The organism is Marinobacter zhejiangensis, assembly GCF_900114775.1.
GTDB classification, from domain to species: Bacteria; Pseudomonadota; Gammaproteobacteria; order Pseudomonadales; family Oleiphilaceae; genus Marinobacter; species Marinobacter zhejiangensis.
This window is the reverse complement of sequence record NZ_FOUE01000001.1, coordinates 241,147-253,604: the sequence shown is the minus strand read 5'-3', so window position 1 is coordinate 253,604 and position 12,458 is coordinate 241,147. Positions and strand designations below refer to the sequence as shown.

Here is a 12,458-nt window from a genome sequence, read left to right as displayed (position 1 = left end):
AATGGCACTGGATCGTGAAACGGCAATGCAGGTGGCGGCGGTACTGAGCAAGGGGCTGCCCTATATCCAGCGGTTTACCGGTAAGACCGTGGTCATCAAGTATGGCGGTAACGCCATGGAGAACGAAGAGCTGAAAAGCAGCTTTGCTCGCGACATGGTGCTGATGAAGCTGGTCGGTATCAACCCGATTGTGGTGCACGGTGGTGGGCCGCAGATCGGTGAACTGCTGGAGCGCCTGAACATCAGCTCTCACTTCGTGAACGGCATGCGGGTTACCGACAGCCAGACCATGGATGTGGTTGAAATGGTGCTGGGTGGCCAGGTCAACAAGCAGATCGTGTCGCTGATCAACCAGCAGGGTGGTACTGCCGTGGGGTTGACCGGCAAGGACGGTAACCTGATCCGTGCCCGCAAGCTGGAAGTGAAAAGCCGTACCGACGAGCTGGATCGCCCCGAGATTATTGATATTGGCCATGTTGGTGAGGTGACGTCAGTCAACGTCGAAGTGATTGATATGCTGACCCGCAGCAACGTCATTCCGGTGATCGCACCGATTGGCGTGGGTGATGATGGTGCCTCCTACAACATCAACGCCGACTTGGTGGCAGGCAAGGTGGCAGAAGCTGTAAACGCGGAAAAGCTGATTCTGCTGACCAACGTTTCCGGCCTAAAGAGCAAGGACGGGGAGGTTCTTACCGGCCTGACCGCCCAGCAGGTGAATGACCTGATCGACGATGGCACCATCCATGGCGGCATGCTTCCGAAGATTCGCTGTGCTCTCAATGCGGTCGAGAACGGTGTTCAGACCTCGCACATCATTGATGGCCGTGTTGCCCATGCGACCTTGCTGGAAATTTTCACGGATGAGGGTGTCGGGACCTTGATATCCCGCGGCTAAGACGGAACGGGTGAAGCGGAGAGGGAAGGCATTGTGAAGAAGCTGATATCGACACTGGCGGTGCTTGCGCTGGTTGCCTTTGTGGCGTTCAAGGCTGCGGTGTGGTGGTTTACCGACCAGGGTCTGCGTCAGGCTCGGGCCGAGCTGGAAGGCCAGGGGGTGATTGAGCGGGGGAGTATCCATTCCAGCGTGGCGGGACTGGTTAGCCTGCGCAATGCCAGCTATGAAGATTTCCGCCTGACCCAACCGGTTCAGATTGACCGGCTGAGTTTCGATGCCGGGTCGCCACTGCCCCTGATGCTGACCCTGTTTGATCCGGACCGACTGCCTGCTGAGTGGCAGCTGGCGGCAGATGGGGTGCGGATGACGCTGGAGCCGAACATGTTCCGCAGTTGGGTCGCGTCGGCGGACAGTAACGAGCCTAGCTTGTTTGTGCCGCCGTGTGGCCCTGATCCCAGCCAGCAGTTGGGCAGTGCGGCGTTGCTTCGTCTTGGTGTCAGTGAGATTGCCGGGGAGGTCATCATTGGCCAGCGCAGCGGTGCCCTGCATGTTGAAATCAATACCGACAGAACCGGCAGCCTTGAGCTCGACTGGCCTGGCGCTCACCTGGCGGTGACGGATCCCCAGGCGGTCATGGCGTCCACCGATTCTGCGCTGACCCTGACCCTGCGGGATGGTGGTCTTATGCGATCCGTGGCCGCGTATTGTTCGCGGGAGATGGAACTGACGGGAAGCCAATGGAGTACCCGGGCGGGCGAATTGCTCCAACAGCAGCTGTCTGTACACGGCTATCAGGCCAGCGAACAGCTGTTGGCGCTGTATCGACGCTGGTTGTCCGAGGGTGGAGAACTGACCTTGACCCTGGACCCGTCCGACGCAACCTTTGGTGTCCCGGTCCAGGGCTCTGGCAGCGACCAGGCTGCGTTGATGGTGCTCTACAATGGCGCGGTGGTGCCGGAGGTGTTCCTGTTGCCGGCAGCGGAAGATGCGACCGACATCGCTGAAAACGGAGCGGCCGATACCGCTCAGGAAGTGGTATCGGCAGGCACCTCCGGGTGGCGTGCCCGTGCGCTGGACAATGCTGCCCAGTGGCAGGGGCATCAGGTGCGGGTAACGCTGCGTAATGGCCGCGTGGTTGAAGGTCGCCTTGATGGCGTCACCGACGCTGACCTGGACGTGGCACGGCCTGTGGACGGAGGCGAGGTGGTGTATCCACTGGCCCAGTCTGCGGTGACTGGCTTTGAAGTCTGGCAGCGGGGAGAAGAACTCCCCGCACGCTGACTGATCGGGAACAAGGGGATGACAATGACGGAAGCGAACCAGCCGCCCGCAGTCCGGGAGATGATGGCCCGGCTGATATCCTTGCCCTCGGTGAGCAGTGCCTCGCCGCAGTGGGACCAGAGTAACGAGGCCGTGGTGCAAACGCTGGCCGAATGGCTGCGGCCCCTGGGCTTTGAGACCGAAATCATGCCGGTGCCGGGGATGCCTGGCAAGGTCAACCTGATTGCCACCCTCGGCCGTGGCCCTGGTGGGTTGGTACTGTCTGGCCATACCGATACGGTACCTTTCGACGAGCGCAACTGGAGCAGCGATCCTTTTGTGCTCAGTGAGCGCGATGACCGCTGGTACGGTTTGGGTACCTGCGACATGAAGGGCTTTTTCGCACTGGCAATCGAGGCGGTCAGGGGGCTGGATGCGTCGCGCCTGAAGCAGCCGCTGATTATCCTGGCGACTGCGGATGAAGAAAGCTCGATGAACGGTGCCAGGGCACTGGCTGAGGCTGGTCGCCCCAAGGCCCGTTACGCTGTTATTGGGGAGCCCACCAGCCTGCGGCCAATCCGGATGCACAAGGGCATTATGATGGAGCGGCTGGTCTTTGAAGGTCAGTCGGGTCATTCCTCCAACCCGGCGCTGGGGCGAAACGCGCTCGAAGGCATGCACGCGGCTATGACCGAGTTGCTGGCGCTAAGGGCCGGCTGGCAGTCCCGTTTTCGTAACCCGGCCTTCGAAGTCCAGGTGCCAACCCTGAACCTGGGCTGTATCCACGGGGGTGATAACCCGAACCGCATCTGCCGTCGCTGCGAGCTGCATTTCGACCTGCGGCCACTGCCGGGCATGGACATGGATGAACTGCGCAACGCCATCCTGCAACGACTGCAGCCGTTGGCGCAGGAGCGAGAGCTGGCCATGAGCTTTTCGCCGCTGTTTGATGGTGTTCCGCCGTTCGAAACGCCTGAGAACGCCGAGCTGGTACGCGCCTGCGAGCAGCTGACCGGCCATCGCGCCGAAGCCGTGGCCTTTGCCACCGAAGCGCCGTGGTTGCAAAAGCTGGGTATGGAGACGATTGTGCTGGGGCCAGGCTCCATCGACCAGGCTCACCAGCCCGATGAATACCTGGCGCTGTCCCAAGTGCAGCCGGCGGTTAAGCTGCTGGGTGATCTGATTCAACGTTTCTGTCTGGAGTAAGTTCTTGAAGTCCAACGACTGGTTGCATGGTTTCCGCCATTCCTCCCCCTACATCAATGCGCACCGGGGGCGTACCGTGGTGTTGTCCATCGGGGGGGATGCCCTTGCCCATGACAACCTGATCAACATCATTCATGACCTGACCCTGCTCAGCAGCCTGGGCGTGCGCCTGGTGATCGCCTTTGGTGCCCGGGCACAGATCCAGCACCGGCTTGATGAAGCGGGTCTGGAGTCGGCCTTCCACCGCGGTTTGCGGGTGACCCCGGAAGCGCACTTGTCCCAGGTTTTACAAGCGATTGGAGGGCTGAGGACCTATCTTGAAAGTCAGCTTTCCATGGGGCTGGTGAACTCGCCCATGCATAACGCCCGAATCCGCGTCAGCAGTGGCAACTTTGTCACCGCCAAGCCAGTAGGCGTGCTCGACGGTGTCGATTTTGGTCATACCGGGCGGGTTCGTCGTATTGACGTGGCGGGCATCGAGAGCCTGCTGGAGCTTGGACACATTGTGCTGGTACCGCCCCAGGGTTATTCGCCGACCGGTGATATTTTCAACCTGTCCTATGAGGATGTCGGTAGCCAGGTCGCTGCGGCATTGCAGGCGGAGAAGCTGATTATCTTCACCCGTCACCAGGGGGTGCTGGATGAAGGTGGGGAACTGATTCGTGAACTGTCGGCCGGTCAGGCCTCTGATCGCCTGGCAGCGGCCAGGGCCAGCGGTGACGACGCTGATCTGCTGCGTGCCGCCTGTGAGGCCTGCGTAAAAGGGGTGAAGCGGGCACATATCATCAGTTATGCGGCAGACGGCGCCTTGCTGGAGGAACTGTTTACCCGGGATGGTTCCGGCACCTTGGTCAGCGGCGATACCTACGAACAGATCCGGGCTGCCGGGGTAGAAGATGTTGGCGGGATCATGGAATTGATCCGGCCTCTGGAGGAGCAGGGCATACTGGTACGTCGCTCTAGGGAGATGCTTGAAACCGAGCTGGATCGCTTTGTGGTGGCAGAGCGGGACGGCACGGTGGTCGGCTGTGCCGCGTTGTACCATTACCCGGATGAGAAGGCCGGGGAATTGTCCTGTTTTGCGGTGGATGCCAGCTATCGCCGGGCTGGACGGGGTGATGAACTGCTGGCGACGATTGAGCAGTTGGCACGGCGCCAGGGTATTCAGCGCCTGTTTGTCCTCACCACCCAGACCGAGCACTGGTTCCGTGAACGCGGGTTCCAGCCTTCGACAGTACAGGCCCTGCCTGGCCCGAAGCTGGCATCCTACAACACCCAGCGGAACTCAAAGGTGTTCGTCAAACCGCTGTGCTAGTGTGGCCAGCTGTTTGCTGCGCTGCTCCTCGGTCAGCTCTGACAGGGCCTCAACCGCACGATAGAAATCATCGAAGTGATAGTTCAGCTCCCGCAATAGCTGGCGGAACGCCGGTACGTGCTGGTTATACTGCCGAAACAGCGCCAGGTGGGCATTGTTGAACGCGGGTGGCTGGCGGCCAAAGGGGCCGGGGAGTTCCCAATCAGCGGAGAGCGCCAGGTAGTCCTCACGCAGCTGGCTCATCTGGCGGGCTTTTTCGGCCCGTAACTGCTCTGGGCTTATCTCCTGCTGGCGCTGGTAGATAGCCTCCAGCCGGACGCTGGCATCGGCGACCAGGGCCAGTGTCTGATTACGCTGCTGCAGCCGCGTCAGCGCCTGCTGAAACCGTTCCGGCTGACTCATCTGCTCCAGCCAGAGCCGTAGGCCCTCCAGTTCCACGGCGGTTGCAAAGCTTTCATTGAACGCTGTGTCCCCGTTCATATAGACCACCCGGTGGCTGAGTTCGTGGAAAATCAGCGCTACCATCCGGTCGTCCGGCAGGCGGGTGAAGCCGCTGTGCAGGGGGTCATCAAACCAGCCCAGGGTGGAGTAAGCTGTCACCCCGCCGATAAACGTATCGAATTGCCGCTGGTCGAACTCTGCCTGCTCATCGCGTGCGTCGTCCGGGTCGAAATAGCCCCGGTAGGATTGGCAGCCAACGATGGGGTAGCACCACTGGTGCGGCGTTAGTGAGAACTCTGGAACCGCCATCAGATTAACGACCACGAACGGCCGCTCGAACGCGACATAGTCGGAATAGGCATCACCGACTGGCAGCGCCAAGCGGTCGCTGGCAAACGCCAGGGCTGTGGTGGCGGTCGCAAGTTTTGCTTTCAGCTCCGGGGGGGGTTCCGGGTCATTCAGTACCGCTGCCACGGGCTGGGCTGACCACATCAGGGCGGCCTGACCAGAAATTGCCTGGCTGTAGTATTGGACTGATGTACAACCTGCAAGCGCAGCAATCATTAGTAAAATCAGGCTGGCATGGCTAAGCTGAGTCATGGGATGACGGAACGGCATGAGGCTCCCGGATTCCAAAGGTTTTTTATTAAGTTATGGTAATGGCTATACTACAGCCATCACTCGCCGGAGTGGCAATCGGAACCTGAGACCCGACAGGGCCATTGGCAGCTTGCCAGGGTTTTCATCATGCTCCCGGATTCGTTGTCGGCATCGCCAGATTTCAGGTAATCCATGGTATCGAAGGAACGACGCTCCAGTCCCCGTAAAGCCATTAAACTCGCCGCCCAGTTAGTTCTGGAAGATGGCATTAGTTTACCGTGCCAGATTGCCGATTTCTGTGCCGAAGGCCTGTTTGTCCGGTATTCCGGAGATACCGAGCGCAAACTGCAGCAGGCCCTGGGGCTTTCCAGCAACAACCTGATTACCCTTCGGTTCAGGGAGGCAGACGGCCGTTCCCGCCATGAAATCACGGTTAGCGTAATTCGGCGCATGGCCGGTGCCATGGGGGTGGTCTTCGCCCGCTCCAACCCCGAGGCGGTGGCGGCGATGCTGCAGCTTTGTGGGGGCGGTCAATCGATGGAACGGTCGCTGCTGAGACCGCCCAACGAGCGAGTACAGTTTATCTTGCACCAGTGCGCCAGGGCGGTGGTGCAGTACATCGAACCCCTGATGGATGCCTGTTTCCCGAGTATGCTGTCGGCGCTTGAGAAAGCTGCCCAGCATGCCTCCAGTGACCGGCAGGCCAATGATTATATGGATGCCACCGGCGTCTTGGCGGCGCGTAGAAAGATCATCTGGCATCACATGCAGCAGTCTTTGCAGTCACCCCTGAAACCGGTGCCCCAGGGGCCGCCAGGGGCAGAACTGTCGCTGGTGGACAAGGGCGAGTTTGAGGACTGGCTAACCTTGCGGGTGATGGTGACCAAGGCGGATACCCTGTATCGGGGGGAGTTGTTGCAGCTCAAGCTCCGCCTGGACCGACTGTCCGTAAGCAACGATACCGGGCACCAGAACCCGCTCGGCCCCGCACTGATCTGCGAGGCCTTCCACGCAGGGCTGGCGTTGATGAAAGCCAGCCGTGCGGTCGAGAAGGTTTGTCTGAAGGCGTTCGAGGCCACTGTGCTCAATCACCTGGCTCCTCTGTACGAGGAGCTTAACCAGATCCTGATCCGCCATGGGGTCTTGCCGGACCTGGATCTCAGCAAATACCTGAGCGAACGCCGCTCCACCCGTTCTGAGCCAGACCCCCGTAAGCCTGCGAAAGCCATTGCAGAGCCGGCGCCACCCGTCGCTGAACCCCCGCAGGCAAAATCCGCAGAACCTGCTCAGAAGGAGCCGGTTGGTGCCATGGTGGGCGGCGCCAGTCGTTCAGAGGGTATTCGTGGGTTTCAGGCGCATACCCAGGCGGCCCAGTCTGCCTTTGCCACGGTGCGGAACCTGCTCTCTACCCTGAGTACCAGCCGCCTCGCTTATGGTGATCTGGAACCGGTGAGGTTTGCGCCCAATGCCCGACCGCTGTCGGCCGGTGAATATCAGCGCCAGCTCCAGCAGTTGCAGGTCGCCGAACCGGTGGCTGGTGAGGCAGCGGCTTCCTTGCGGGAACGGGTGATCGGCCACGTCCGTGAGTCTGGGGACACCCGCCTGGATAACGACCAGCAGGAAGTGCTGGACGTTGTTGATCGGTTCTTCGGTTCCGTCGTGGAAAGCCCGCGGTTGAGCCAGTCAGCCCAGCAGCAGTTACGCCAGTTGGAAGTGCCAGTCCTGAAGGTCGTGATGCGGGACCCTTCCTTCTTTGAAGACACCAGCAGCCCCGTCCGTGGCGTCATTGATCGTCTCGCGCAGCTGAGTGTGAAGGGCGGGCGGGTCAACCCGGTCACCCAGCGGCGGGTCTCGGAGCTGGTGCAGCGGATTGTCAACGAATTCGAGCAGGATACCGGCATATTCGAGCAGGCGGTGCAGGAGCTGGACGGCCTGATTGAACGTCAGAATCTGGTGTACCGGCGCAACGTGGAGCGGGTTACCGCAGCGGCGGAAGGTGGCCAGAAAGTTGCAGATTCCAAAACCGCCGTCGCAGCGGCCCTTGATCAACGGCTGAGTGGACGTCAGGTACCTAAAGTTGTACTTAGCCTGTTGAACGGTGGCTGGCGGGATTTGCTGTCCCTGACCTGGATTCGCCAGGGTGAGGACAGCCAGCTGTGGCAGGACTACCTGTCCGTCATTGACTCGCTGCTGGCGTTTGGGGAAGACCCGGACAGCGCCATCAATTTGCCGGAGTTGTTGCGGGTCATTCAGGACGGTTTGGCATCGATATCCAGCAACCATATGCCGCCGTCACAGATCCGTGAGCAGCTCAAGCAGTTCCTGGTGCGGGCACCGGGGGCGGTGACGGCGGAATTTGTTGATGTGGCACCAGAGCGCACCCCGAAGCCGGCGGTGGGCGACGCCTCGGAGCGGGAGCAGCGCAGCCTTCAGCGCTGGATCAGCCGGGCTCAGCAACTGCGCACCGGTGACTGGCTGCGGGATCAGGACAATCCGGACTCGGTTCAGTACATTCGCCTGGTGTGGATTGCCCGGGGCTTCAGTCGCTTTGTATTCGTCAACCATCAAGGCATGAGAGTGGTGGAGTTGGAGCTGGCGGATCTGGCGCGGCAGATGAAGCGGGGGGTGATCGTCCCGGACAGCCAGTACGACCGGCCGCTGGTGGACGAGAGCATCGACCGGATGGTACGCAAGGTCTACGATCAATTGTCCTGGGCCTCTACACATGACGAACTGACCGGGTTGCTGGCGCGGCGGGAATTTGAACGGATGCTGGAGCAGCAGCTGGCCCGCCATGAAGATGAACGTACCCTGGTGATTCTCGACCTGCGTCAGTTCCGTTTGCTCAATGATACCGCTGGCTATCAAGCCGGGGATGAGGCCTTGAAAGACGCCGCCAAGGTACTGGAGCAGCGGGTTGGCGACGGTATGCCGTTGGCACGCCTGGCGGGGAATGAGTTCGGCTTCCTGCTGCCGACAGAAACGGCGGAAGCTGATGCCCGGGCGATTATTGCGGCTGTTGAAGCCATGGTCATTAAACATGACGACCGGGTTTACCACTTGTCGGCCAATGCAGGGCTGGCACCGGCATTGCCGGTGTTGTCCACGCCGGAACGCTGGTTGAGGGCTGCTGATGAAGCCTGCAAGCAAGCCAAACAGCTGGGCAACGCTCGGGTCGCAACCTACACTGCGGCAGAAGGTGACCGCAATCGCCAGGAACAAATCGCCGCCAAGCTGGCAAGCCTCGGAGATCTTGATGAGGAGCGGATGCTGCTGCGTTGCCAGAAGATCATCCCGCTGCATGCGAGAACCCGCATGGCAACCCAGCATGAAATCCTGATCAGTATGTATGACGATCAGGGGAACCTGATTACCGGCAGTGATTTTGTCCGCACTGCGGAGCGCTACAACCAGATGCAGGCGGTGGATCGTTGGGTGGTTGGGCACCTGCTTGACTGGCTGCGGGAGTCCGAGCTCCGGGCGGAGCAGCTGGGAGGTGTGTGCATCAACCTGTCGGGTTACTCACTCAACGACGAGTCGCTGCTGGAGTTTATCTACGACAAGCTGAGCGAAAAGAACGCGCCGATCGAGCGTCTGTGGTTTGAGATCACCGAGGCCGCTTCAATCAACGATATTGAAAGTGTGGTGGAGTTCATCGAAGAGATGAAGGAACTGGGTTGCCGCTTCTGTCTGGGCAGCTACGGCACCGGGGCGTCATCCTATCAGTTCATGCGCCGGCTGCCGGTGGACCTGATCAAACTGGACGGTTCCTTTACCGCGCAGATCGCCAGCAATCAGGCCGACCGCGCCATGGTCGCATCCATTGTCGAACTGGCCCACTACATGAACCGTGAAGTGATTGCTTCCCACGTCGAAACCCGGGATGTGCTGGATACCCTACGCCAGCTGGGCGTGGATTACGCCCAGGGCTACGTGGTTGAGAAGCCCCGCCTGCTGGATAGTGTCAACTGAGATCGAGCCCGCCGCTATGTCAAAACGTCATCCCATTATTGCGGTTACCGGTTCCTCCGGCGCAGGTACCACGACCACCGGCCAGGTGTTCGGTCGGCTGTTCGCCAGTGAAGGGCTGGTTGCGGCGATGGTCAGCGGTGACAGCTTTCACCGCTATACCCGTGAGCAAATGGCGCGGCTGGCGGCCAAGGGCCAGTTTGGTGAACGTAACCACTTCGCCCTTGCGGCCAACCATATCGATAAGTTGGAAGCGTTGTTCTACGACTACGGCCACACCGGCAACGGCCAGTGTCGCCACTATGTTCATGACGACGACCAGGCTTTGATCCAGGCCGGCCACAAGCCTGGCACCTTCACCCCCTGGGCACAGTTACCCGCCAATACCGACCTGCTGTTCTATGAAGGCCTGCATGGTGGGGTCGTCAGCGATATCTACAACACGTCCCAATACGTGGATCTGTTGATCGGCGTGGTGCCCATCGTCAACCTGGAATGGATCCAGAAGATCCACCGCGATACGTTCAAGCGCGGCTACTCCCAGGATGCGGTGGTGAAAACCATCATCAACCGTATGGACGACTACGTGCACGACATCGTGCCCCAGTTTTCCCATACCCACGTCAACTTCCAGCGCATCCCGCTGGTGGATACCTCCAACCCCTTCGTGGCCCGGGACGTGCCGACGGAAGAGGAAAGCATGGTGGTGATTCGTTTCCGTGATCCCAGTGAGGTGGACTTCCCCTACCTGCTGCAGATGATTGCCGGCAGCTCGGTTTCCCGCCGAGATACTCTGGTCATTCCCGGTCCCAAGCTGTCGCTGGCCATGGACCTGATCCTGCGCCCCATGGTGTTGCACCTGATGGCACAGAAGCCATTTGCCTGAACAGGATGCAGAAACTGAGATGACGTCGCACTTGATTGCGGAAGCTTGCTATCCCGATAGAAACCCTCCTGAGGTTCACTACCTGTATCTGGTTGAAACCGGCGACGGCTATGCCTTCAGGGCGGGTGAAGTGATCGGCAAAGGTGTTGCTGCCGGGGGCGGGGAAGGGATGTTTACCATGGACGGTCTGAAGGCCATGGCGCGATACGATGAGTTTATCCGGGATATTCGTTGTGACTGGCTGGCGGATATACTGAGTGATCAATGCCTGAGTGAGCAGGAAAAGTACCGCGAGATATGCAGCCGGCTGGGCTCCTGAGCCAGTTCCGCGGAAAACCGCTGCCCGGTTCTTCCAGGCAGCGGCTCGAGGGAGTCAGGTTCATGCCGTCAGACGGCCGTCCCGGTAGTCCTGAAGCGCCTGCTCGATTTCTTCGCGGCTGTTCATCACGAACGGGCCGTACTGCACGATCGGCTCGTTGATGGGTTTACCGGCGATGAGCAGCAGGCGGGCACCGCCGGGGCCACCCTGCAGGGTCACGCTGTCGCCATCGTCGAGCACGGTAGCGGCACTCTTGCGCAGGTCACTGCCTGCAACCGCAGCGCTGCCCTCGTACACATACACCATCGCATTCAGCTCGCTGGCTACTGGCAGGGACAGTTCACCGTTGGCGGCCAGTTCTATGTCCAGATAGAGCGGCTTGGTGGTGCCACCGCTGACCGCACCCTGGTGCTGCTGGCCATCAATCTCAAGGCTGCCGGCAATCAGCTTGATGGTGCTGCCATTGAGCTCCAGTTCGGGAATGTCTCCGGGCTGGATGTCCCGGTAGCCCGCGGCTTTCATCTTCTCCGCGGCGGGCAGGTTGAGCCAGAGCTGGAAGCCCCGCATCATGCCTTCTTCCTGCTGCGGCATTTCCGAATGAATAATGCCTCGGCCGGCCGTCATCCACTGCACACCGCCGTTTTTCAGGTTGCCGCGATTCCCCAGGTGGTCTTCGTGGAGCATGTGACCTTCGATCATGTAGGTCACCGTCTCGAAGCCCCGGTGAGGGTGGGCCGGAAAACCGGCAATGTAGTCGGCGGCCTGATCCGAGCCGAACTCATCCAGCATCAGGTACGGGTCCATGCGGGCTGCCTGGCTTTGGCCGAGCGAGCGTTTGATGCGCACACCGGCACCGTCGGAGGTTTCCATGGCTGGAATAACTTGCCTGATGGTACGTGCTGTCATATGACACCTCCTGTTTGTTCGGGTTGGCGGAACTGACCGTCAGGCGGTCAGCGCGTCAATATGGGTATCGGCTTTGTCCAGGGCCTGGGCTTTCTGGTCGTCGCCCATGTTCAGGCCTTCGGCGTAGACAAACTCGACACTGGTGAGCCCAAGGAAACCCAGGAAACTTCGCAGGAATGGCGTCTGGCTGTCATTCGGTGTGCCAGAGTAGATGCCGCCACGGGCGGCCAGTACATACACCGGCTTGTCTTCCAGCAAACCTTGCGGGCCATTTTCAGTGTAGCGGAAGGTCACGCCTGCCCGGGCAATATGGTCGAAGTAAGCCTTCAGCACTGAGGGCACGCCGAAGTTGTACATGGGCACGCCGAGTACCACGGCATCGGCTCGCTTCAGCTCAGCGATCAACTCATCGGAATAGGTCAGTACTGCCGCTTGTTCAGCCGTAGGTTCGCCCTGGGCTGACAGGAAGGCGCCAAAGCGTTCGGCATCAAGGTGTGGCACCGGCTCTTTGGCCAGGTCGCGCACGGTAACCTGTGCGTCCGGGTGCTGTCGGGTCAGCTTGTTCAGGGTCTTGGTGACCAGTTGTGACGATTGACCATTTTGACCAAAAATACTGGCGGTGATGACGAGGATATTTTGCATGACAGGTTTGCTCCCG

The 12,458-nt window shown here is 60.2% G+C and carries 10 protein-coding genes; 7 read left to right on the top strand and 3 right to left on the bottom strand.

Annotation, left to right across the window (positions count from 1 at the left end):
* The first annotated feature begins 1 nt into the window (after position 1).
* From argB to argA, 4 genes are read left to right on the top strand one after another with little or no spacing between them, the layout of a single operon-like run.
* The gene (gene argB / locus BMZ67_RS01130) at positions 2 to 898 is read left to right on the top strand and encodes an acetylglutamate kinase (protein WP_092020082.1); all 897 of its coding nucleotides are present in this window, start codon (positions 2 to 4) and stop codon (positions 896 to 898) included.
* 33 nt (positions 899 to 931) lie between these two features.
* A complete protein-coding gene (locus BMZ67_RS01125; protein ID WP_092020081.1) occupies positions 932 to 2,179 on the top strand; it encodes an LSm family protein in 1,248 nt (415 codons plus the stop codon).
* Between the two features lie 24 nt (positions 2,180 to 2,203).
* Complete coding sequence (gene argE / locus BMZ67_RS01120) at positions 2,204 to 3,364, top strand: acetylornithine deacetylase (protein WP_425434224.1); 1,161 nt, start codon at positions 2,204 to 2,206, stop codon at positions 3,362 to 3,364.
* 4 nt (positions 3,365 to 3,368) lie between these two features.
* A complete protein-coding gene (gene argA / locus BMZ67_RS01115; protein WP_092020079.1) occupies positions 3,369 to 4,679 on the top strand; it encodes an amino-acid N-acetyltransferase in 1,311 nt (436 codons plus the stop codon).
* Here the strand turns inward: argA and BMZ67_RS01110 are convergent.
* Positions 4,650 to 5,738, bottom strand: a complete 1,089-nt coding sequence (locus BMZ67_RS01110) for an aminopeptidase (RefSeq protein ID WP_245749833.1) — start codon at positions 5,736 to 5,738, stop codon at positions 4,650 to 4,652. The genes argA and BMZ67_RS01110 overlap by 30 nt on opposite strands.
* Before the next feature lie 174 nt (positions 5,739 to 5,912).
* Between BMZ67_RS01110 and BMZ67_RS01105 the strand changes: the two genes are divergently transcribed.
* Genes BMZ67_RS01105 through BMZ67_RS01095 form a run of 3 tightly spaced genes read left to right on the top strand, consistent with a single transcriptional unit; the run spans position 5,913 to position 10,894 of the window.
* The gene (locus BMZ67_RS01105) at positions 5,913 to 9,692 is read left to right on the top strand and encodes a DUF1631 family protein (protein WP_092020078.1); all 3,780 of its coding nucleotides are present in this window, start codon (positions 5,913 to 5,915) and stop codon (positions 9,690 to 9,692) included.
* A 16-nt stretch (positions 9,693 to 9,708) separates the two neighbouring features.
* Positions 9,709 to 10,575 carry a phosphoribulokinase gene (locus tag BMZ67_RS01100; RefSeq protein ID WP_092020077.1) on the top strand — a complete coding sequence of 289 codons (867 nt, stop codon included), beginning with the start codon at positions 9,709 to 9,711 and terminating at the stop codon, positions 10,573 to 10,575.
* Between the two features lie 19 nt (positions 10,576 to 10,594).
* Positions 10,595 to 10,894: a hypothetical protein gene (locus tag BMZ67_RS01095; RefSeq protein ID WP_092020076.1), complete on the top strand. Its 300-nt coding sequence runs from the start codon at positions 10,595 to 10,597 to the stop codon at positions 10,892 to 10,894.
* A 60-nt stretch (positions 10,895 to 10,954) separates the two neighbouring features.
* Here the strand turns inward: BMZ67_RS01095 and BMZ67_RS01090 are convergent, their stop codons facing one another.
* Both BMZ67_RS01090 and BMZ67_RS01085 read right to left on the bottom strand, forming a co-directional pair.
* Positions 10,955 to 11,800, bottom strand: a complete 846-nt coding sequence (locus BMZ67_RS01090; RefSeq protein ID WP_092020075.1) for a pirin family protein — start codon at positions 11,798 to 11,800, stop codon at positions 10,955 to 10,957.
* Positions 11,801 to 11,839: 39 nt separating this feature from the next.
* The gene (locus BMZ67_RS01085) at positions 11,840 to 12,442 is read right to left on the bottom strand and encodes an FMN-dependent NADH-azoreductase (protein ID WP_092020074.1); all 603 of its coding nucleotides are present in this window, start codon (positions 12,440 to 12,442) and stop codon (positions 11,840 to 11,842) included.
* Between the last annotated feature and the right edge of the window lie 16 nt (positions 12,443 to 12,458).